This window comes from Pseudomonas sp. CIP-10, assembly GCF_020911845.1.
GTDB lineage: Bacteria > Pseudomonadota > Gammaproteobacteria > Pseudomonadales > Pseudomonadaceae > Aquipseudomonas > Aquipseudomonas alloputida.
The window spans coordinates 5860012-5881061 of the sequence record NZ_CP087160.1 but is presented as its reverse complement, the minus strand read 5'-3'; the positions used below and the strand labels follow the sequence as shown (position 1 = coordinate 5881061).

At 63.1% G+C, this 21050-nt stretch carries 16 protein-coding genes; 9 read left to right on the top strand and 7 right to left on the bottom strand.

The window, feature by feature from the left end; translation table 11 throughout:
• A complete protein-coding gene (locus LMH93_RS26440) occupies positions 1 to 489 on the bottom strand; it encodes an Lrp/AsnC ligand binding domain-containing protein (RefSeq protein WP_003253520.1) in 489 nt (162 codons plus the stop codon).
• 156 nt (positions 490 to 645) lie between these two features.
• On the opposite strand from LMH93_RS26440, the gene dadA reads away from it, so the two are divergent.
• The 5 genes from dadA to LMH93_RS26415 all read left to right on the top strand — a co-directional run bounded on the left by dadA (position 646) and on the right by LMH93_RS26415 (position 6470).
• Positions 646 to 1950 carry a D-amino acid dehydrogenase gene (gene dadA / locus LMH93_RS26435; RefSeq protein WP_003253522.1) on the top strand — a complete coding sequence of 435 codons (1305 nt, stop codon included), beginning with the start codon at positions 646 to 648 and terminating at the stop codon, positions 1948 to 1950.
• A gap of 144 nt (positions 1951 to 2094) precedes the next feature.
• Entirely contained in the window at positions 2095 to 3168 is a 1074-nt protein-coding gene (gene alr, locus LMH93_RS26430) for an alanine racemase (protein WP_003253524.1), read from the top strand.
• Between the two features lie 107 nt (positions 3169 to 3275).
• The gene (locus LMH93_RS26425) at positions 3276 to 3824 is read left to right on the top strand and encodes a cupin domain-containing protein (protein ID WP_003253526.1); all 549 of its coding nucleotides are present in this window, start codon (positions 3276 to 3278) and stop codon (positions 3822 to 3824) included.
• A 154-nt stretch (positions 3825 to 3978) separates the two neighbouring features.
• The gene (locus tag LMH93_RS26420) at positions 3979 to 4383 is read left to right on the top strand and encodes a c-type cytochrome (RefSeq protein WP_033723760.1); all 405 of its coding nucleotides are present in this window, start codon (positions 3979 to 3981) and stop codon (positions 4381 to 4383) included.
• Positions 4384 to 4610: 227 nt separating this feature from the next.
• Positions 4611 to 6470, top strand: a complete 1860-nt coding sequence (locus LMH93_RS26415) for an acetyl-CoA hydrolase/transferase C-terminal domain-containing protein (RefSeq protein ID WP_230064748.1) — start codon at positions 4611 to 4613, stop codon at positions 6468 to 6470.
• 110 nt (positions 6471 to 6580) lie between these two features.
• On the opposite strand, the gene LMH93_RS26410 is transcribed toward LMH93_RS26415, so the two are convergent.
• Together LMH93_RS26410 and rep are read right to left on the bottom strand one after the other, a co-directional pair.
• A complete protein-coding gene (locus tag LMH93_RS26410; protein ID WP_003253535.1) occupies positions 6581 to 7153 on the bottom strand; it encodes a xanthine phosphoribosyltransferase in 573 nt (190 codons plus the stop codon).
• Between the two features lie 64 nt (positions 7154 to 7217).
• Positions 7218 to 9227, bottom strand: a complete 2010-nt coding sequence (rep, locus tag LMH93_RS26405; RefSeq protein WP_003253537.1) for a DNA helicase Rep — start codon at positions 9225 to 9227, stop codon at positions 7218 to 7220.
• A gap of 297 nt (positions 9228 to 9524) precedes the next feature.
• Here rep and LMH93_RS26400 point away from each other — a divergent pair, with 297 nt between their 5' ends.
• A complete protein-coding gene (locus LMH93_RS26400; RefSeq protein WP_003253539.1) occupies positions 9525 to 11192 on the top strand; it encodes a putative bifunctional diguanylate cyclase/phosphodiesterase in 1668 nt (555 codons plus the stop codon).
• Between the two features lie 183 nt (positions 11193 to 11375).
• Here LMH93_RS26400 and LMH93_RS26395 read toward each other — a convergent pair whose 3' ends face one another.
• Positions 11376 to 12764 (bottom strand): NorM family multidrug efflux MATE transporter, encoded by a 1389-nt coding sequence (locus LMH93_RS26395; protein ID WP_060538446.1) that lies wholly within the window; start codon positions 12762 to 12764, stop codon positions 11376 to 11378.
• A gap of 157 nt (positions 12765 to 12921) precedes the next feature.
• On the opposite strand from LMH93_RS26395, the gene LMH93_RS26390 reads away from it, so the two are divergent.
• Positions 12922 to 13848 (top strand): LysR substrate-binding domain-containing protein, encoded by a 927-nt coding sequence (locus LMH93_RS26390; RefSeq protein WP_047603706.1) that lies wholly within the window; start codon positions 12922 to 12924, stop codon positions 13846 to 13848.
• An 85-nt stretch (positions 13849 to 13933) separates the two neighbouring features.
• On the opposite strand, the gene hglS is transcribed toward LMH93_RS26390, so the two are convergent.
• Together hglS and LMH93_RS26380 are read right to left on the bottom strand one after the other, a co-directional pair.
• Entirely contained in the window at positions 13934 to 15328 is a 1395-nt protein-coding gene (gene hglS, locus LMH93_RS26385) for a 2-oxoadipate dioxygenase/decarboxylase HglS (protein WP_004575228.1), read from the bottom strand.
• A 203-nt stretch (positions 15329 to 15531) separates the two neighbouring features.
• Positions 15532 to 16422 (bottom strand): LysR family transcriptional regulator, encoded by an 891-nt coding sequence (locus tag LMH93_RS26380; protein ID WP_003253545.1) that lies wholly within the window; start codon positions 16420 to 16422, stop codon positions 15532 to 15534.
• Positions 16423 to 16557: 135 nt separating this feature from the next.
• Between LMH93_RS26380 and amaB the strand changes: the two genes are divergently transcribed.
• Complete coding sequence (gene amaB / locus LMH93_RS26375; RefSeq protein ID WP_003253547.1) at positions 16558 to 18048, top strand: L-piperidine-6-carboxylate dehydrogenase; 1491 nt, start codon at positions 16558 to 16560, stop codon at positions 18046 to 18048.
• A 157-nt stretch (positions 18049 to 18205) separates the two neighbouring features.
• Positions 18206 to 19492 (top strand): L-pipecolate oxidase, encoded by a 1287-nt coding sequence (amaA, locus tag LMH93_RS26370; protein WP_003253548.1) that lies wholly within the window; start codon positions 18206 to 18208, stop codon positions 19490 to 19492.
• 108 nt (positions 19493 to 19600) lie between these two features.
• On the opposite strand, the gene LMH93_RS26365 is transcribed toward amaA, so the two are convergent.
• Positions 19601 to 21028 (bottom strand): mechanosensitive ion channel domain-containing protein, encoded by a 1428-nt coding sequence (locus LMH93_RS26365; RefSeq protein ID WP_003253551.1) that lies wholly within the window; start codon positions 21026 to 21028, stop codon positions 19601 to 19603.
• Positions 21029 to 21050: the final 22 nt, after the last annotated feature.

Below are 21050 nucleotides of genomic sequence, written 5' to 3'. Positions count from 1 at the left end.
TCAGTCCGGGATCGGCAGGCAGAGGCTCTCCTTCACCTCTTCCATTACGATGTAGCTCTTCGATTCGCGCACGTGCGGCAGTTTCAGCAGGATGTCCCCGAGCAGCTTGCGGTACGAGGCCATTTCCGAAATACGCGCTTTCACCAGGTAGTCGAAGTCGCCCGACACCAGGTGGCATTCCAGCACGTGGGGCAGCTTCAAGACCGCGCGGCGGAACTCCTCGAAGGTATCGCCTGACTTGTAGTCCAGGCTGATTTCCACGAACACCAGCAGGCTGCCCTTGAGGTGCTGCGGGTTCAGGCGGGCGTTGTAGCCCATGATGATGCCCTCGCGCTCGAGGCGGCGAACCCGCTCGGTACAAGGGGTGGTGGACAGCCCAACTTTCTCGCCCAGTTCGGTGAAGGAAATACGCCCGTCATTCTGCAGGATACGCAGGATGTTGCGGTCGATCTTGTCCAGTTCACGCTTGGTCTGGTGCTGGGTTCTCATAGGGGATGCCCCTCCGTGAAAGGCGATTTTGCCGAGAATTCTCGCCAATAATAGGCTTTTATATAGTGAATTGCACTGGTCTCAAATTCCTATACTGCGCCCATTCATGCCATTTCAATAAAAGTGTGCGGCGCGCCGCGTGTGAGGGATAAAACGATGCGAGTTCTGGTACTTGGTAGCGGTGTAATCGGAACCGCCAGTGCCTACTACCTGGCCCGGCAAGGTTTCGAAGTGACGGTGGTCGACCGCCAGCCAGCGGTGGCCATGGAAACCAGCTTTGCCAACGCCGGCCAGATCTCGCCCGGCTATGCCTCGCCCTGGGCTGCCCCTGGTGTACCGCTCAAAGCCATCAAATGGCTGCTGGAGCGTCACGCTCCCCTGGCCATCAAGCTCACGGGCGATGTCGACCAGTACCTGTGGATGGCACAGATGCTGCGCAACTGCACCGCCAGCCGCTACGCGGTGAACAAGGAGCGTATGGTGCGCCTGTCCGAGTACAGCCGTGACTGCCTCGACGAACTGCGCGCCGAAACCGGCATCAACTACGAAAACCGCAGCCTGGGTACCACCCAGCTGTTCCGCACCCAGGCCCAGGTCGATGCTGCGGCCAAGGACATTGCCGTACTCGAACAGTCCGGTGTGCCCTACGAGTTGCTCGACCGCGACGGCATTGCCCGCGTCGAACCCGCCCTGGCCGGCGTGAAAGATATCCTGGCCGGCGCCCTGCGCCTGCCGAACGACCAGACTGGCGACTGCCAGCTGTTTACCACCAAGCTCGCCGACATGGCGTTGAAGCTGGGCGTGGAGTTCCGCTTCGGCCAGGACATCCAGCGCCTGGACTTCGCCGGTGACCGCATCAATGGCGTGTGGATCGACGGCAAGCTGGAGACGGCAGACCGCTACGTGCTGGCGCTGGGCAGCTACTCGCCACAGATGCTCAAGCCGTTGGGCATCAAGGCTCCGGTGTACCCGCTGAAAGGTTATTCGCTGACCGTGCCGATCACCAACGCCGACATGGCTCCGACCTCGACCATTCTCGACGAGACCTACAAGGTTGCGATCACCCGTTTCGATAACCGCATCCGCGTTGGCGGGATGGCTGAAATCGCCGGCTTTGACCTGTCGCTGAACCCGCGCCGGCGCGAAACACTGGAGATGATCGTCAACGACCTTTATCCTCGCGGCGGTGACTTGAGCCAGGCCAGCTTCTGGACCGGCCTGCGCCCGGCGACCCCGGACGGCACGCCGATCGTGGGCGCCACGGCGTTCCGCAACCTGTTCCTGAACACCGGTCACGGTACCTTGGGCTGGACCATGGCGTGCGGTTCCGGTCGCTTGCTGGCCGACCTGATTGCGCGCAAGAAGCCGCAGATCAGTGCCGAAGGCCTGGATATCTCCCGGTATGGCAACAGCCGGGAAGTGGCCAAGCACGGGCAAAGCGCGCCGGCTCACCAGCAGTAATAGCCTGTGCCGGCCCATTGGCGGGCTTGCCCGCTCCCGCAGGAACACCACCGCTTTTGAAAGCTGTGCACGACCTGTGGGAGCGGGCAAGCCCGCGAAGAATCCACCACCGATTTCAACCCGAACCACCATAAGGCAGCCGCCATGCGTCCCGCCCGCGCCCTGATCGACCTCCAGGCCCTGCGCCACAACTACCGTCTGGCCCGTGAACTGACCGGTGCCAAAGCCCTCGCCGTGATCAAGGCCGACGCCTATGGCCACGGCGCCGTGCGCTGCGCCCTGGCCTTGGAGGCCGAGGCCGACGGCTTTGCGGTGGCCTGCATCGAGGAGGCACTGGAACTGCGCGCCGCCGGTATCAATGCCCCGGTGCTGCTGCTGGAAGGTTTTTTCGAAGCCAGCGAACTGGCACTGATCGCCGAGCACGACCTGTGGTGCGTGGTGCACTCGCTGTGGCAGCTGGAAGCCATCGAGAAAACCCCGCTGCACAAGCCGCTCACCGTCTGGCTGAAGCTGGACAGTGGCATGCACCGCGTTGGCCTGCACCCCAAGGACTACCACGATGCCTACCAGCGACTGCTGGCCAGTGGCAAGGTTTCGCGCATCGTGTTGATGAGCCACTTCGCTCGCGCCGACGAACTGGACGCTGACGCTACCGCCCAGCAAATTGCCGTGTTCGAAGCTGCCCGACAGGGCCTGGCCGCCGAATGCAGCCTGCGTAACTCACCCGGCGTGCTGGGCTGGCCGCAAGCGCCCAGCGACTGGGTACGCCCAGGCCTGATGCTGTACGGCGCCACGCCGTTCGAAGTGGCGCAGGCCGAGGCCGCACGCCTGCAACCGGTGATGACCCTGCAATCGCGGGTGATCAGCGTGCGCGAGCTGCCTGCCGGCGAGCCGGTGGGCTATGGTGCCAAGTTCGTCAGCCCTCGGCCGACCCGCGTGGGTGTGGTCGCCATGGGCTATGCCGATGGCTACCCGCGCCAGGCGCCCAACGGCACCCCAGTGCTGGTCGCCGGCAAGCGTACCCACCTGATCGGCCGGGTGTCGATGGACATGCTCAGCATCGACCTCACCGACGTACCGCAAGCCACTGTCGGCAGCCCGGTCGAACTCTGGGGCAAGCAGGTGCTGGCCAGTGAAGTGGCCGCACAGGCGGGCACCATTCCGTACCAGATCTTCTGCAACCTGAAGCGAGTACCACGGGACTACGTCGGCGAATGAGACGCTGAAGCGGACAGGTTGGGGGCGGTGTGTTGTAAATACTGAACGGCATTGCCATGATATCGTTCACATCCACCCCCCTTTCACCGTTTCAGGAGGCTCCAGCTTTGGACGTCGGCGAACGACTGCAAGCCATCCGCAAGCTCAAGGGCCTGTCGCAGCGCGAACTCGCCAAGCGTGCTGGCGTGACCAACAGCACCATCTCGATGATCGAGAAGAACAGCGTAAGCCCCTCTATCAGCTCGCTGCGCAAAGTGCTGAGCGGCATTCCCATGTCCATGGTCGAATTCTTTTCGGTCGAGCTGGAGCCGCAAAGCCCGACTCAGATCGTCTACAAGGCCCACGAGCTGATCGATATCTCGGACGGTGCGGTGACCATGAAGCTGGTGGGCAAGTCGCACCCCAACCGTGCCATCGCTTTTCTGACCGAGGTGTACCCGCCAGGTGCGGACACCGGTGCCGAGATGCTGACCCACGACGGCGAGGAGACCGGTATCCTGCTTGAAGGCCGCCTGGAACTGGTGGTCGGCAACGAGATTTTCGTTCTCGAAGAAGGCGACAGCTACTACTTCGAAAGCACCCGCCCGCACCGCTTCCGCAACCCATTCGACCAGCCGGCGCGGCTGATCAGTGCGGCGACGCCTTCAAACTTTTGATCCAGCGCAGTGCATTGATTCGGCAATACCCCTTTCCTGTGTGGGGTCGTTTCACGGCCTCTGGGTTCCCGCTATACTTTTCAACGCTCGCCGATCCGTGGCCGCGAGCGTGATTAGCCACCATGAGGGTGTTCGCGTGAATCAAATCAAGAAGATGCTGGCCGTACCAGCAGCCGTATTCGCCCTCTGGGCAATGAGCGCAACCGCTGCGACCAATGACGACATCGCCAAACGCCTGGAGCCGGTTGGCCAGGTGTGCGTCCAGGGCCAGGAGTGCAAAGGCATGGAAGTGGCCGCTGCAGCGGGTGGCGGGGGAGCCAAGACGCCGGATGAAATCATCGCCAAGCACTGCAATGCCTGCCATGGCAGCGGCTTGCTCGGCGCGCCTAAAATTGGTGACACCGCCGCGTGGAAAGAACGCGCCGACCACCAGGGCGGCCTGGATGGCATCCTGGCCAAGGCCATTACTGGCATCAACGCCATGCCGCCAAAGGGCACCTGTGCAGACTGCTCGGATGAAGACCTGAAAGGGGCGATCAAGAAAATGTCCGGGTTGTGATTTACAGCTGAATTGCATGAGGCCCGCCGTTGATGGCGGGCTTTGTTTTTTTGTTGCCTGGGCCGGCCTCTTCGCGGGCAAGCCCGCTCTCACAGGTACCCCACAGGACCTGAAGGTTGTGTTAATCCTGTGGGAGCGGGCTTGCCCGCGAAAGGGCCGGTACAGGCAACCAATTACTTCAGCCCTATGTCCAACCCCTGAACCCATGGATGTTTCAGGAGGCCCAGATGCACCTCTGCGCCATCGACCAGGCTGTCGAGCAGGTTTTGTCCCGGCTGCCAACCCATATCCACATGGGGCTGCCTTTGGGCCTGGGCAAACCCAATGCCTTCGTCAACGCGCTTTACGCCCGCGTACGCGAGCTGCCCGAACGGCGCCTGACCATCTATACCGCACTTTCCCTCGGCCGCCCGCCACTGGGCGATGGCCTGCAGCGGCGCTTTCTCGAACCCTTCGTCGAGCGTGTCTTCGCTGACTACGAAGAGCTCAGTTACCTTGCAGACCTGCGCAACGACACGTTGCCACCCAATATTCGGGTCGAACAGTTCTTCATGCAGCCTGGCAGCCTGCTGCACAGCGAATCGGCGCAGCAGGACTACGTCAGCAGCAACTACAGCCATGCCGCACGGGATATCAACGCCAAAGGCCTGAACCTGATCGCCCAGTTGGTGGCCGCCACCCCTGAAAAGCCCGTGCACCTGAGCCTGGCCTGCAACCCAGACATCACCCTCGACCTGCTGCCGATGATCACCAAGCGCCGCGCTGCAGGCGAAACCATCCTCATGCTGGGCCAGGTGCATGCCGAACTGCCCTACATGCCAGGCGATGCCGAGCTGCCCATCGATGCCTTCGACCTGCTGCTCGATGAAGTCGAGCAACGCCGGCTGTTTTCCACACCAAACATGCCGGTTGGCATTCAGGACCACTGCATCGGCCTGCACGCCAGCAGCCTGGTACGCGATGGCGGTACGCTGCAGATCGGCATTGGTGCCATGGGCGACGCGGTTGCCGCGGCATTGCTGGCACGTCAGGGCGACAACGCCGGTTACCGTGCGGTGCTCAAGGCGCTGGATGTCGGACCGTGGCAGGCGTTGATCGAGCGAGAAGGGGGCCTGGACACCCTTACCCACGGCTTGTACGGCTGCAGCGAGATGTTCGTCAACGGCCTGCTGGTGCTGGCCGAAGCAGGGCTGCTACGACGCCCGGCGGACGAGCAGGGCGCAATACTGCATGGCGGCTTTTTCCTCGGCCCGCAAGCGTTCTACCAGCGCTTGCGCGAGATGCCGCTGGAGCAGCGCGCGCAGTTTGTCATGACCCGTATCAGCTTCATCAACGAGCTCTATGGGCAGGAGGCACTCAAGCGCCGACAACGTCGTGATGCGCGCTTCATCAACACCGCGTTTGGCATGACCCTGCTCGGCGCCGGGGTGGCCGACCAGCTGGAAGACGGCCGCGTGCTCAGTGGCGTGGGCGGGCAGTACAACTTCGTTGCCCAGGGCCATGCGCTGGAGGGCGGGCGTTCGATCCTGCTCTTGCGCAGCTGGCGCGAGGCAGGCGGGGAGGTGACCTCGAACCTGTTCTGGACCTATGGCCACTGCACCATTCCCCGGCACCTGCGCGATATCGTGGTGACCGAGTACGGCATTGCTGACTTGCGTGGGCAGACTGACAGCGAAGTGATTGCGCGGTTGTTGGCGGTGAGCGATTCGCGGTTCCAGCCGGGCCTGATCAAGCAGGCCAAAGACGCTGGCAAGCTTGCCGACGACTTTCAGCTGGAGGCGCGCTTTACCGACAATACCCCGCAACGCCTGGAGGCGATCAGGGCACAGCATGCGCGGCTGTTCCCGGAGTATCCGATGGGCACGGACTTTACGGCCGAGGAGCGGGATCTGTTGCGAGCGCTGAACTGGTTGAAGAGCAAGTTCAAGCTGAGCGAGGTGCTGGAGCTGGGCAAGGCAGCGTTGGATGCACCGGGGCCGGAAGGGTATGAGCGGCATCTGGCGCGGATGGGGCTGGAGGTTCCGCAAGGGTTGAAAGAGGAGCTTTATCAGCGGCTACTGCTGGCAGGGTTACAGGCTACAAGTTAATCGCTTGCGCACACTGGCCCCGTGTAGGAGCGGGTTTACCCGCGAATGCGATATTGAATCTGCCATCGCATTCGCAGGTAAACCCGTTCCTACGCCGGGGCGGTGAGGCCTTATTCGATGAAGCTGACCACACCACCTTCCAGCGACTTCACCCGGGCCAGCGATTCAACGCGGTAGCCCTGGCTGTCCAGTTCGGCACGGCCGCCCTGGAACGACTTCTCGATCACGATACCCAGGCCCGCCACGGTGGCACCTGCCTGCTTGATGATCGAGATCAGCGCCTGCGAGGCTTTGCCGTTGGCCAGGAAGTCATCGATTACCAGCACGCGGTCGCTGCTGTTGAGGTGACGCGGCGAAATGGCCACGGTGTTCTCGGTCTGCTTGGTGAAGGAATACACCGAGGCGGTCAGCAGGTTTTCGGTCAGGGTCAGCGACTGGTGCTTGCGAGCGAAGATGACCGGCACACCCAGTTTCAGGCCGGTCATCACCGCCGGGGCAATGCCCGAGGCTTCGATGGTGACGATCTTGGTCACGCCGGCATCGGCGAACAGGCGGGCAAACTCGTCACCGATCAGCTGCATCAGCGCCGGATCGATCTGGTGGTTGAGAAACGCGTCGACTTTGAGAACCTGATCGGAAAGCACGATGCCTTCTTCGCGAATCTTCTGATGCAGTGCTTCCACTGTGATTTCCTCGATGTAACAAAGGTTGCCGCTGGAGGCGGCAAAGTTAAAGAGTAATGGTTGATCAGCGTTTGAGCATTGCCCGGATATCGGCCAGGGCGTTGTTGCCGCGAGCGGCCTTCACCTCGACCGGCGCATCGTCCAGGCCCTCCCAGGCCAGGTCGTCCGGTGGCAGTTCGTCGAGGAACCGGCTGGGCGTGCAGTCGATGATTTCACCGTACTGCTTGCGCTTGGCGGCGAAGGTGAAGGCCAGGGTCTGGCGCGCGCGGGTGATACCCACGTAGGCCAGGCGGCGTTCCTCTTCGATGGTGTCGGCCTCGATGCTGGAGCGGTGCGGGAGGATTTCCTCTTCCATGCCCATGATGAACACGTAGGGGAATTCCAGGCCCTTGGAGGCATGCAGGGTCATCATCTGCACACCTTCGGCGTTCTCTTCTTCTTCCTGCTGGCGCTCGAGCATGTCGCGCAGCACCAGCTTGCCGATGGCGTCCTCGATGGTCATGTCACCCTCTTCGTCCTTCTCGAGGGTGTTCTTCAGCGCTTCGACCAGGAACCAGACGTTGCTGATGCGGAACTCGGCAGCTTTGTCGCTGGCGGTCTGCTGGCGGATCCAGTTTTCGTAGTCGATGTCGCGGATCATCTCGTGCAGCGCGGCAATCGGGTCTTCCAGGGCAACCTTGTGGCGCACCCCGTCCAGCCAGTGCTTGAAACGCTGCAAACGCTCGGTGTAGCGCGCGTCCAGGTGCTCGCCCAGGCCCAGCTCTTCGCTGGCGGCGTACATCGAAATGCCGCGCTCGGTGGCGTAGTTGCCGAGCTTTTCCAGGGTGGTGGAGCCGATCTCGCGGCGCGGCACGTTGATTACCCGCAGGTAGGCGTTGTCATCGTCCGGGTTCACCAGCAGGCGCAGGTAGGCCATCAGGTCCTTGACCTCCTGGCGGCCGAAGAAGCTGTTACCGCCCGACAGGCGATACGGCACCTGGTGGTGCTGCAGCTTCAGTTCGATCAGCTTGGCCTGGTAGTTGCCGCGGTAAAGGATGGCAAAGTCGCTGTACGGGCGGTTGGTGCGCAGGTGCAAGGTGAGGATTTCCATGGCCACGCGTTCGGCCTCGGCTTCCTCGTTCTTGCAGCGGATCACGCGGATCTCGTCGCCCACGCCCATTTCGCTCCACAGCTGCTTTTCGAACGCATGCGGATTGTTGGCGATCAACACGTTGGCGCAGCGCAGGATGCGGCTGGTGGAGCGGTAGTTCTGTTCGAGCATGACGATCTTCAGGGAGGGGTAGTCCTCCTTGAGCAGCATCAGGTTCTCGGGGCGTGCACCCCGCCAGGCGTAGATCGACTGGTCGTCGTCGCCCACCACGGTGAACTGGTTGCGCATGCCGATCAGCATTTTCACCAGCAGGTACTGGCTGGCGTTGGTGTCCTGGTATTCGTCCACCAGCAGGTAGCGCACGCGGTTCTGCCAGCGCTCCAGCACCTCGGGGTGCTCCTGGAACAGCTTGACCGGCTGCAGGATCAGGTCGTCGAAGTCCACCGCGTTGAACGCCTTGAGCGTGCGCTGATAGTGGGTGTAGACGATGGCGGCGGTCTGCTCGCGCGGGTTGCGCGCCTTTTCCAGGGCTTCTGGCGGCAGGACCAGGTCGTTCTTCCAGGCACCGATCATGTTCTTGATCTCGTCGATGCCGTCGTCGCCGGAGTATTCCTTCTGCATGATGTCCGACAGCAACGCCTTGATGTCGGACTCGTCGAAGATCGAGAAACCCGGCTTGTAGCCCAGGCGCTCGTGTTCCTTGCGGATGATGTTCAGGCCTAGGTTGTGGAACGTACACACGGTCAGGCCACGGCCTTCCCCCGGGCGCAGCAAGGTGGCGACCCGCTCCTTCATCTCGCGCGCGGCCTTGTTGGTGAAGGTCATCGCCACGATGTACTGGGCGCGGATGCCGCAGTTCTGGATGAGGTGGGCAATCTTGCGCGTGATCACGCTGGTCTTGCCCGAACCTGCACCGGCGAGCACCAAAAGAGGGCCGCCGACATAGTCACGGGCTTCCTGCTGCCGGGGATTGAGTCGGGACATGCTAGAAACCGGGGGTCGCCAGAAAATAGCCGCGCATTCTAACAGGCATGGGGCCGTTGTGGCGCGACCGTCTGACGTCTGAGTCAGACTTTTGTCCGCCTAATTATTAGTGTCACTAATGCTAGTAGCTGAAAAAATCATATTTGCCGGTTTGACTCGTTTCGCGCAGGATGCACGACAAAATACGTCGGAATGCTACGCTCGAAAAAACCATGTATAAAAGTGAAAATCATTTTCATTGAATGCAGTAGCATCCCCTCCAGATCTCGTTGCACCGTCAAGCCCTAAGGAGCCCGCTTGTCCACGCCTGTCGAACCTTTGCGTTTGCTGCTGTTGGCCGATGAGCCGGAATGGGCTGCCTCGTTGCACGCGTGCATGCCCGCACTGGGTGGCAGCGCCGTGTTACTGACTGCGCCAAACTGGGAGGCGGTCGACAGCCTGTTCAGCCATGATCGTCAGGCCGTCGTGCTGGCAACACCCGCCTTGCAGCCCGCCCCCGGGCGTTGCGAGCTGCCGACTATTCTGCTGCTTGAGCACGAGCCTGAGGCAGCGCCCAGCGCTGTCAGTGACTGGCTGGTGCGCGACCAGCTCAACGCCGATACCCTGCGCCGCTCACTGCGCCATGTGCGAGAGCGAGGGGTGCTGGTCGCCACCTTGCAGCGCCTTGCCGAGCAGGACCCGCTGACCGGCATCGCCAACCGCCAGGGCTTCCAGGCTTTGCTCAATGCACGCCTGGCCGAAAACGAAGGCCGTGGTGTCGCGCTTGGCCACCTGGACCTGGACAACTTCCGCCACGTCAACGACGCCCTGGGCCACCAGAGCGGTGACCGGTTGATCCTGCAGGTGGTGGCACGGCTGAAGCATCAGCTGGAGGCGGGCGACCAACTGGCACGTCTGGGTAGCGACGAGTTCGCTCTGCTGATCGATACCCGTCGTGATGCCAACCGCGCTGAATGGATTGCCGAACGCATCGTCGAGGCCTTGGCAGAGCCCTACTGGATCGACGGTGAGAGCCTGCTGCTGGGCTGCAGCCTGGGCCTTGCACATGCTCGCGCGCAAAGTGGCGCCGATCCGCTGATGTGGCACGCGCACATCGCCATGCGTCAGGCCAAGGGCAGCCAGGGCTGCACCTTCCATGTGTTCAACGAACGCATCAACCGCAACGCCCGCAGCCTTGCCGACCTGGAAAGCGAGTTGCGCCGCGCCCTGCGCCGCGATGAACTGGAGCTGCACTATCAGCCCCGCCTGAACCTGGCTGACGGGCGCATTGTTGGCCTGGAGGCGCTGGTGCGCTGGCGCCATGCCGAGCGCGGGCTGCTGCCACCCAGTGAGTTCGTGCCACTGGCTGAGCAGAGCGGCCTGATCGTGCCCTTGGGTTATTGGGTTATTTCCCGTGCCCTGCGTGACATGCAGGCATTGTGCGAGCGCGGCCTGGAACCGCTGCACATGGCGGTCAACCTGAGTTTTCGCCAATTCCAGGACAGCCAGCTACTGGCCACGTTGAGTCGCCTGATCCTCGAGCACGGTGTGGATGCCCGCTGGCTTGAGTTCGAGCTGACCGAGACGGCGGTGATGCGCCGCAACGAGGTGGTGCGCCAGACCATGGACGCGCTGGGTCGCCTGGGCGTGCGCTTCTCGCTCGATGATTTCGGCACCGGGTTTTCTTCGTTCGTGCACCTCAACAGCCTGCCGATCACCTTGCTCAAGGTGGACCGCAGCTTTGTTGCGGAAATGGAAATGCGTGAAGAGAACCGCAAGCTGGTACACGCCATGATCAACCTGGCGCACAACCTCAACCTCGAGGTGGTGGCCGAGGGAGTGGAGAGTGAAGAGCAACTGGCGTTGCTGCGTGGGTTTGGTTGCGACCAGGTGCAGGGGTTCCTGGTCAGCAAGCCGCTACCGATAGGGGAATTGATGGCGTATTTGCTGCAGGCGCCCGGACGCCAGTTGGAGGCTGTCCTGTAGGAGCGGGTTTACCCGCGAATGGGCCGGGCCTGCTGGCCAATCTCCACCAGACGTTCACCGTTGCCGCCACCACCGTATTCGCGGGTAAACCCGCTCCTACACACTGATCTGCGGTGGACACACACACCGGGGTTGGACACAGGCCGTTGTAGGAGCGGGTTTACCCGCGAAGAGGCCCCCACGTCAGGCCGAAGCCGTCGCCTTTCCGGTAGCCCAAGCCTTCCCCAACAACCGCTTCATCCGCCACTCAAAGCCAAAGGTCAGCGCCACCGCCGCACATGCCAGCCCCAGCGCCAGCCCCCACCAGATCCCTACTGCACCACCGCCCAGCGTAAAGGTGAACAGCCAGGCACTCGGCGCCCCCACCAGCCAATAGCACACCAGCCCGATCAGGAAGGTGGTCTTGGCATCTTTCAGCCCACGGATCGAGCCCATGGCAATCGTCTGCATGCCGTCGAACAGTTCGAACCACGCCGCCACCATCAACAACTGCACGGCCACCTGGAAGATCGCGGTAAAGGCCGGGTCATTACGGTCGATGAACAGCCCTACCAGTGCTTCGGGCAGCAGCAGGAACAGCGCGGCGAAGGCAAACATGATCATGGCCCCGAACCCGATGCCCACCCGCCCGGCGCTGCGCGCCGCCAGCAGGTTGCCAGCGCCGTAGTACAGGCCGACGCGCATGGTCACCGCATAGGACAAGCCCGTCGGCACCATGAATGCCGTGGACACGATCTGCAGGGCAATCTGGTGCGCCGCCAACTCGGTGCTACCCAGCACGCCCATGCACAGCGCGGCGAAGGCGAACAGGCCCACTTCCACCATGTAGGTACCGCCAATCGGCAGGCCCAGCCGCCACAGCTCGCGCAGGGCCGCCAGTGATGGGCGTGACAGGCCTTTGCGCAGCGGGTAGGCGGCATAGGCCGAATGCCAGCGGATATACAACGCCAAGGCAGCGGCCATGCCCATCGACACCACTGCAGTGACCAGGCCGATACCCATCAGGCCCAGCTTGGGCAGGCCGAACATGCCTTCGATCAGTGCCACGTTGAACAGGTAGTTGAGCACTGTGCCGAACAAACTGATGACCATCACCGGGGTCGAGCGGCCCAGCGCGCTGGTGAAGCCACGCAAGGCCATGAAGGTCAGATAGCCGGGCAGGGCCAGTGGCAGCAGGGTGAGAAATTCGGCGGCCGATGCCACGTTCTCGGGCTTCTGCCCGAACAGCAGCAGCACAGGTTCAAGGTTCCACAGCACCAGCGCGGCGAACAGCGCCAAGGCCCAGGCCAGCCACAGGCCGTTCTGCGCCAGCCGGGTGGCGCCCTCGATGTCGTTGGCACCCTTGCGAATGGCCACCAGCGTGCCGACTGCGGCGATCACGCCCAGGCAGAAGATCGATACGAACGAATAGCTGGCTGCCCCCAGGCCACCCCCCGCCAAGGCCTGGGGGCTGATGCGGGCCATCATCAGGGTGTCGGTCAGCACCATCAGCATGTGCGCCAACTGCGAGGCAATCAGCGGCCCGGCCAGGCGCAGCAAAGCCTTGAGTTCTGTGGTGGGCGCGACGTGCATGGGGGCAGTCCTTCATTCTGAGGTGATCAACGAAGGGCGATTCTGAGGCTTCGGTCAACTTTGCACAAAAGGATAAAAGCGATAGTTGGCATGAGTTGAACTCATGTATATAGGCTTCTCGGTGATTTGCCTCACACGCCCATATTGCAGGTGCCTCATGCCACGCCAGCTACCACCGCTGTATGCCCTGCGCGCATTCGAAGCTGCCGCGCGGCTAAGCTCCTTCACCCGTGCGGGCGAAGAGCTTTCTATCACCCAAAGCGCCATCAGCCGGCATATCCGTACGCTGGAGGAGCATTTTGCCTGCCGCCTGTTCGTGCGCAGTGGCCGCAGCCTGCAACTTACCGAAGCGGGGCGGGTACTGCTGCCGGGCGTGCGCGAGGGCTTCGCGGCGTTTGAGCGGGCCTGTGAAACCTTGTGCGGTGAAGACGAGATATTGCGCATGAAAGCCCCCTCGACCCTGACCATGCGCTGGTTGCTGGCGTGCCTCAGCCGCTTTCGCCACCTGCAGCCGGGCAATGAGGTGCAACTGACCAGTGCCTGGATGGATGTCGACCATGTGGACTTCAACCAGGAGCCGTTCGATTGCGCGGTGTTGCTCAGTGATGGGGTGTTCCCGGCGGAGTGGGAGGTGCGCAAGCTGTTCCCTGAGTTACTGATCCCGGTCGGTGCGCCGGACCTGCTCGACGAGGAACCTTGGGATGTACGTAGGCTGGCCTCTATCGAGCTGCTGCACCCTACGGTGGACAAGCGTGACTGGCGGGAATGGCTGGAGCGTATGGGGCTTGGCGACGAGGTGTCGCTCAAGGGCGGCCAGGTGTTCGATACCCTTGAGCTGGGCATGATTGCCGCGGCGCGTGGCTATGGAATATCCATGGGCGATTTGCTGATGGTGGCCGAAGATGTGGCGCAGAAGCGCTTGAGCCTGCCATGGCCGACGGCGGTGCCCAGCGGCATGGATTACTACCTGGTGTGGCCGCGCACCCGGCGAGGCGGCGAGCGGTTGCGGCGGTTGAGTGCGTTCCTGGAAGGCGAGGTGGCGGCAATGGATTTGCCGGATGTGGAAATCCTGCCGCCTCTTTGATCACCTGCACCGGCTTCTTCGCGGGCTCGCCCGCTCCTACAGGTCTTGTGGGAGCGGGCGAGCCCGCGAAGAGGCCGGTACAGATTTACATCGAGCCCAGGTTCAACGCCTGTGCGCAGGCCTGCAGCGACCGGCGCTCGCTTTGCGCATACAGCGCCAGCTCATCCTGTACCTGCAACCCCAGCGCCGCTTCGAACGCTTCGCGGTTGGCGTTGCTGCCGTATTCGGCCTGCGCATCGTCACCCAGGTTGGACTGGAAGATCCCCGCCGCACTCACCGGCAGGAAGTCCTCGTACACCAGCGCCTCGAAGTGCACGTGGCCCGCGTCGATCAAGCCTTGCAGGGTGGTCGGGCGGCCTTCCTGGTCGCGTGCGGCCAGGCCCTTCTCGGTGGCGAAGTAGCGGAAGTACGCCAAGCCCTGTTCACGCATCTGCGCCAGGTCATCCGGGAATTCGGCAAAGTTTGCCTGCAGCAGCGCCATGTAACGCTCGGCATTGGCTTCGGCCGGAGCGCCACCCAGCGCAGCGCGGGTAGCGTCGAGCAACTTGTCGTAAAGCTGGCGACCTTTCGGCGTCAGCGCCGCGCCGCGTTGCTCGATTTCGCCAAAGCGCGCGGTGTGGCTGCCTTCGCGGCCTTGCTGGTCGCGGAAGGCGACCGTTTCCTGCAGGGCCTTGAAACTGGTCTGGCGCAGCAGGATCGGGTGGCGGCGGGTGGGCGGGCCTTCAACCACGGCCTTCGGCGGGATGCCCTTGGCAGGCATGCCGAGCTGGATTGCATCGATATCCAGGGTACGCGGGGTCAGGTGGTTGATGTGCGGGCCCTTGAAGGCCACCACATCTGCGATCAGGCGGTGTTGGTCGTGCAGCTGCTGGTACTGCTCGGCCGTAACGGTAGCGTCCTGGTGCCAGCGGAAGGTGTGCAGCGCCTCCTGCACGAACGTCTCTGCATCCGCGGCGTCAAGGCCACCCTCGCGCTCACACTGGGCGATCAGTTCGAGGGCGCGGGAGGTGAAGATCTGGCGCTTGGCCAGGATGCTCTGTGCCAGCTCGCGCAACTGCGGGTTGTCGATCAGCTCCAGGCGCAGCAGCGAGGTGAACACACGGAACGGGCTGACATGCAGCGATTGCTCGTGCACCGCGCGGAAGGCAGTGGAATGCACCGGTACGCCAGCGGAGCTGAGGTCATAGTAGCCGACCGGCTGCATGCCCATGACGGCGAACAGGCGGGCGATGGTGGCCAGTTCTTCGGCGGTGCCGACGCGGATGGCGCCGTGACGTTCCTGGTCCAGGCGCTCGATTTCGCCGGTCCAGCGCAGGGCCTCGGCCACTTCGGGTTGCTGGGCCATGACCTGCTGGTTGATTTCGCTCACCAGCTCCAGCAGCGTGCCGTACAGCGGCACTTCCTGTTTGTACATGAGCGACATGGCGGCAGAGAACTGCGCGCGGATGCTGTCTGGGCTGACGAAATCGTTGGCGGGCATCGCTAGCTTCCTGGTTGGGTTCGGACGCTTACATGAAAGCTGGGAATGCACTTTGCTCACAAGCGAAAAAAAGTGAGTGTGTCATTCCTTTTTTGATCGACCTCGACGGCCGTTTCACGGCTAAAGCCGCTCCTACAGGGACCGTGCAAGGTTGGGGTCTTGCGCAGGGCCCCGTAGGAGCGGCTTTAGCCGCGAAGAGGCCCTCAAGCCTGGAGCTGTTCGTGGATCCACTCCACCAGCGCCCGCACCTTGGGCACCTCCGCCGCATGTTCAGCGTACGCCAGATAGTGCGCCCCGGCACTGCGCATCGCATGGTTCCACGGCACCACCAGGCTACCGTCGGCCAGTTCCTTCGCCGCCAGGTAGCGCGGCACCAGCGCTACCCCGCACCCGGCCTGTGCTGCGCTCAACGCCATATAGAACGTATCGAAGCGCGGCCCGTGGTAGGCGCTGACGCTCTGCAGGTCCTGCTCCAGGAACCACTCATGCCAGGCCTCCGGGCGCGAGGTGCTTTGCAGCAGCACCAGCTCGGCCAGCTCCTCGGCACCGGCCAGCTTGCGCCCGGCCAGCAGCTCTGGCGCACACACCGGCACCACTTCTTCGCGAAACAACTCCACGCAAGTGGCCCCCGGCCAGGTCCCCTGGCCATAGAAGAACACCACGTCAGCCGAGCCTTGCAGCAGGGCGAACGGCTCCATTTCGTTGCGAATGTCCAGGTGGATATTGCTGTGCCGTTTGCCAAACCCCTTGAGGTGCGGGATCAACCAGCGCACGCCAAAACTCGGTTGAGTGGCTACCTTCAATATCTCGGTCTGCTCGCCGTAGGTGAGTACGTAGCGGCTGGACATGTCCACCTGGGTCAGGATTTTGTTGACCTCGGCCAGGTACAGGCTGCCGGCCGGGGTCAGCTGCAAGCGCCGGCGGATGCGCAGGAACAGGTGGTGGCGCAGCATGTCTTCCAGCTGCGCCACCTGCTTGCTGACCGCGCTCTGGGTCAGGTGCAGTTCTTCGGCGGCACGGGTAAAACTCAGATGGCGGGCTGCAGCTTCAAAGCACTGCAGGGCGGTCATGGAGGGTACCAGGCGTTTTGACATAGCGGTCTCTGCGGCTCAAATCATTACCTGACGGAATGATATGCGGAATAAAGGTCGTTTGTTGTACCTATGTGATCGGATTAATACTGATCCACATCATTTTTCCACCCCATCACCGATGTAGGAGATGCACAAATGGTTGCTGGATTGCTCGAGCGCCTTGGCGTTGCCGCCGAGGCTTACACCCAGGGCGACTACCCTGTTCACACGCCGATCGACGGCAGCCAGATCGCCTCGGTGAAACTGCTCGGCAAGGCCGAGACCATCGCCCGCATCGATCAGGCCCAGAGCGCTTTCGAAGCCTGGCGCAGTGTGCCTGCTCCGCGCCGTGGCGAACTGGTGCGCCTGTTCGGCGAAGTGCTGCGTGAGCACAAGGCCGACCTCGGCGAGCTGGTCTCGATCGAAGCCGGCAAGATCACCCAGGAAGGCCTGGGCGAAGTGCAGGAAATGATCGACATCTGCGACTTCGCCGTTGGCCTGTCGCGCCAGCTGTACGGCCTGACCATCGCTTCCGAGCGCCCGGGCCACCACATGCGTGAAACCTGGCACCCGCTGGGTGTGGTCGGCGTGATCAGCGCCTTCAACTTCCCGGTTGCCGTGTGGGCCTGGAACACCGCCCTGGCCCTGGTGGCCGGCAACTCGGTGGTATGGAAACCGTCCGAGAAGACTCCGCTGACCGCCCTGGCCTGCCAGGCGTTGTTCGAAAAAGCCCTGAAAGCCTTCGGCGATGCTCCGGCTGGCTTGGCACAACTGGTGATCGGCGGCCGTGAAGCTGGCGAAGCCATGGTCGACGACCCACGTGTACCGCTGGTCAGCGCCACCGGCAGCACCCGCATGGGTCGCGAAGTCGGCCCACGCGTTGCTGCCCGCTTCGGCCGCAGCATCCTGGAACTGGGCGGCAACAACGCCATGATCCTGGCCCCGAGCGCCGACCTGGACCTGGCCGTGCGCGGCATCCTGTTCTCGGCTGTCGGCACTGCCGGCCAGCGTTGCACCACCCTGCGCCGCCTGATCGTGCACCGCTCGATCAAGGACGAAGTGGTTGCCCGCGTCAAAGCCGCCTACGGCAAAGTGCGTATCGGCGACCCACGTAAAGACAACCTGGTCGGCCCGCTGATCGACAAGCAGTCGTTCGACGCCATGCAGGGTGCACTGGCCAAGGCCCGTGACGAAGGTGGCCAGGTATTTGGTGGCGAGCGTCAGCTGGCCGACCAGTACCCGAACGCCTACTACGTTTCGCCAGCCATTGCTGAAATGCCGGCGCAAAGTGACGTGGTGCGCCACGAAACCTTCGCACCGATCCTGTACGTGCTGGCCTACGACGACTTCGAGGAGGCCCTGCGCCTGAACAACGAAGTGCCACAAGGCCTGTCGTCGTGCATTTTCACCACCGACATCCGTGAAGCCGAGCGCTTCCAGAGCGCCTCGGGCAGCGACTGCGGCATCGCCAACGTCAACATCGGTACCAGCGGCGCCGAGATTGGCGGTGCGTTTGGTGGCGAGAAGGAAACCGGCGGTGGCCGTGAGTCGGGCTCGGATGCCTGGAAAGGCTACATGCGTCGCCAGACCAATACCGTGAACTACTCGCGCGAGCTGCCGCTGGCGCAGGGTATCGTGTTCGACTGATGGATTGATGCTGCATGGCCGGGGGCCTGGCCCCCGGTTCGCGGGTAGACCCGCTCCTACAGGGTTCGTCCAAGCGACACCGACCCCTGTAGGAGCGGGTTTACCCGCGAAAGGGCCGCCCTGCGGCCCCAACAAGAACAAATTGCTGGAGCCGGCCATGTCCGAACTGCGTCAACAATGCTTGTGGGAACACGTCAGCAAACCGACCGTCGCCGCCCAGGCCCTGGCCGGTGAGCACAAGGCCGATGTCTGTGTGATCGGCGGCGGTATTACCGGCCTGTCGGCGGCCATCCACCTGCTCGAACAGGGCAAGTCGGTGATCGTGCTGGAGGCCTGGAAGATCGGCCACGGTGGCTCCGGGCGCAACGTCGGCTTGGTCAACGCCGGTACCTGGATCCGCCCCGACGACGTCGAGGCCACCCTTGGCCAGAAGCAGGGCAGCCGCCTGAACAAGGTGCTTGGCGAAGCCCCGGCTGAAGTGTTCGCCATGATCGAGCGCCTCGGCATCGACTGCCAGGCCCAGCACAAAGGCACGCTGCACATGGCGCACAACGCCACCGGTATCGCCGACCTCGAAGCGCGTCACGAACAATGGCGCCGCCGAGGTGCCGACGTCGAGCTGCTGACCGGTGCCCAGTGCCAGGAATACTGCGGTACTGACAAGATTTCCGCTGCGCTGCTTGATCGCCGTGCTGGCACCATCAACCCCATGGGCTACACCCAGGGTTTGGCGGCTGCTGTAACGCGCCTGGGCGGCAAGATTTTCCAGCAGTCTTCGGTCGAGGGCCTGGAGCGTGAAGGTGATGGCTGGCGGGTGAAGACTGCGCGTGGCGCTGTGCGCGCCGAAAAGGTGGTGATTTCCACCGGCGCCTACACCGAAGGTGACTGGAGCAACCTGCAGAAGCAGTTCTTCCGCGGTTATTACTATCAGGTAGCCTCCAAACCGCTGCAGGGCACCGCAGCCGACAAGGTGCTGCCACATGGCCAAGGTTCGTGGGACACCCGCACCGTGCTCAGCAGCATCCGCCGCGACGATCAGGGCCGCCTGCTGCTCGGCAGCCTGGGCCGGGTCGACAACAAGCCGGCGTGGTTCGTGCGCAGCTGGGCCGACCGCATCCAGGGCCATTACTACCCGGAGCTGGGCAAGGTCGAGTGGGAAATGCACTGGACCGGCTGCATCGACTTCACGCCTGACCACCTGATGCGCCTGTTCGAGCCGGCGCCTGGGTTGGTGGCGGTGACCGGGTACAACGGGCGCGGTAATACCACCGGCACCGTGATTGGCCGGGCGTTTGCCGAGTTCCTGCTCAAAGGCGAGGCGGACAGCCTGCCGATTCCGTTTTCGCCGATGAGCGGTGTGAGCGCGCCTTCGCTGCGGACGGCGTTCTACGAGTCCGGCTTCTCGCTGTACCACGCGGGGCAGTGCCTGAGGGTTGTGTTGTAAGTACTGGCCTATTCGCGGGTAAACCCGCTCCTACAAATTGTTCACCGCCTGAGAGGGCTGTGGTGAACCTGTAGGAGCGGGTTTACCCGCGAAGAGGCCAGCACAGGCTTACTTGTGCAGCCAGCTGAGGAAGCCACCTTTCTTGATCAGGGCCGGCTTTTGCAGCAACAACGACTCCCGGCTCTGCCGCCGGAACCGCTGCAACTTGCTCAACGCCGTCTGCACTTCGCCACGCTGCTGCAAACAGCTCTTCACCTGTTCCTTGTCGATCCGGTACAGCACGCAACTGGTCAGCGTGCGGAATTCGGCCAGCGAGTCTTCGTCGTCGATGATCCCCTCGATCCCAAGCACCTCTCCCGGCCCCATGCGCCCGGCCTCCAGCCGCTTGTCTCCGTCGCGCACCGAGGCCGATACCACACCGCTGCCAATCACCAGCAGATGATCGGAATGCTCGCCCACCTCCAGGATCACCTGGTCCGCCAGGTACTCGACTGCAGTCATGCGCTGGCTCAACGCATCGCGCTCTTCATCACTTAGCGAGCGGAACACTCGAACCTCATCCAGCACCTCGCGCTGGCGGCTGCGCGGCGGCACAGCCAGGTCGACGTTCCACATCACCCCGCTGGCCTCCAGATGCCGGTGTGCCAGGTCGAACAGCTGGTTACGTGCATCGCCCTTGGTGCCCGCATCGGCCACGAAGCCGCTGGCCTCGTACTCCACCGACTCCAGAGTCGAGGCCTTTACCGTCACCTTCGGCTTCGGGGTCGCAAGGATGGCACTGACGCCCTGCAAGGCTTTTTCCAGCGCATCGAACACGCGCTTGGGCCGCACCTTGGCCGGGACCACCACGCTGATCGATACCCCGTGCACATCGGCCGGGCGACTGTGGTTGAGCAGCCGCGCCTTGGCCGCCACCGAGTTGGGGATCACCGCCAGGCTGCCGGTACCGGTCAGCAGGCGCGTGGCGCGCCAGTCGATGTCCAGGACCTTGCCTTCGGTGCCGTCGATGGAGATTGAATCGCCAATCTGATAGGGCCGCGTGGTGTTCAGCACGATGCCGCTGAAGACGTCAGCCAGTGTGCTCTGCAGCGCCAGGCCGATGACGATGGCCATTACCCCGGAGGTGGCCAGCAGGCCCTTCACCGGCAGTTGCAGCACGTAGCCTGCGGCCGCGACCACGGCGGCGAGGAAGATCAACGCCCCCAGCACATCCTGCAGCAAGCGCCCGCCATGGCTGCCACGGGCCACCAGCAACAGGCCGAACACCACGGTCACCGTGCGCGCACCGAACAGCCACCAGCCGATGGCCAATACCGTGGCCATCAGGTTGCGCGAAAGATCGTCGGGCCACGGCGGTGGTTGCAGCGGGCTCATGCCGGCGGCCATCAGCACCGCGCTGAACAGCAGGAAGATCACCAGGCGCGCGCTGATGCGCCAGGCATGGCGCTGAATGGGGATCAGTTGCCAAAGCACGAGGTCGAGCAGGATCAGGGCGCAACCGAGCAACAACGGGGACGACTGGATGAACGCCAGCATGGTGGTCTCGGGGGTGAGGGGA

What these genes read in the sequence shown, in the direction of transcription:
- LMH93_RS26420 (WP_033723760.1), top strand. Translation starts at nt 3,979, where the DNA reads ATGCTGGCCGTACCAGCAGCCGTATTCGCCCTCTGGGCAATGAGCGCA.
- hglS (WP_004575228.1), bottom strand. Translation starts at nt 15,328, where the DNA reads ATGCCCGCCAACGATTTCGTCAGCCCAGACAGCATCCGCGCGCAGTTC.
- LMH93_RS26380 (WP_003253545.1), bottom strand. Translation starts at nt 16,422, where the DNA reads ATGTCAAAACGCCTGGTACCCTCCATGACCGCCCTGCAGTGCTTTGAA.
- amaB (WP_003253547.1), top strand. Translation starts at nt 16,558, where the DNA reads ATGGTTGCTGGATTGCTCGAGCGCCTTGGCGTTGCCGCCGAGGCTTAC.
- alr (WP_003253524.1), top strand. Translation starts at nt 2,095, where the DNA reads ATGCGTCCCGCCCGCGCCCTGATCGACCTCCAGGCCCTGCGCCACAAC.
- LMH93_RS26390 (WP_047603706.1), top strand. Translation starts at nt 12,922, where the DNA reads ATGCCACGCCAGCTACCACCGCTGTATGCCCTGCGCGCATTCGAAGCT.
- rep (WP_003253537.1), bottom strand. Translation starts at nt 9,227, where the DNA reads ATGTCCCGACTCAATCCCCGGCAGCAGGAAGCCCGTGACTATGTCGGC.
- dadA (WP_003253522.1), top strand. Translation starts at nt 646, where the DNA reads ATGCGAGTTCTGGTACTTGGTAGCGGTGTAATCGGAACCGCCAGTGCC.
- amaA (WP_003253548.1), top strand. Translation starts at nt 18,206, where the DNA reads ATGTCCGAACTGCGTCAACAATGCTTGTGGGAACACGTCAGCAAACCG.
- LMH93_RS26415 (WP_230064748.1), top strand. Translation starts at nt 4,611, where the DNA reads ATGCACCTCTGCGCCATCGACCAGGCTGTCGAGCAGGTTTTGTCCCGG.
- LMH93_RS26440 (WP_003253520.1), bottom strand. Translation starts at nt 489, where the DNA reads ATGAGAACCCAGCACCAGACCAAGCGTGAACTGGACAAGATCGACCGC.
- LMH93_RS26395 (WP_060538446.1), bottom strand. Translation starts at nt 12,764, where the DNA reads ATGCACGTCGCGCCCACCACAGAACTCAAGGCTTTGCTGCGCCTGGCC.
- LMH93_RS26365 (WP_003253551.1), bottom strand. Translation starts at nt 21,028, where the DNA reads ATGCTGGCGTTCATCCAGTCGTCCCCGTTGTTGCTCGGTTGCGCCCTG.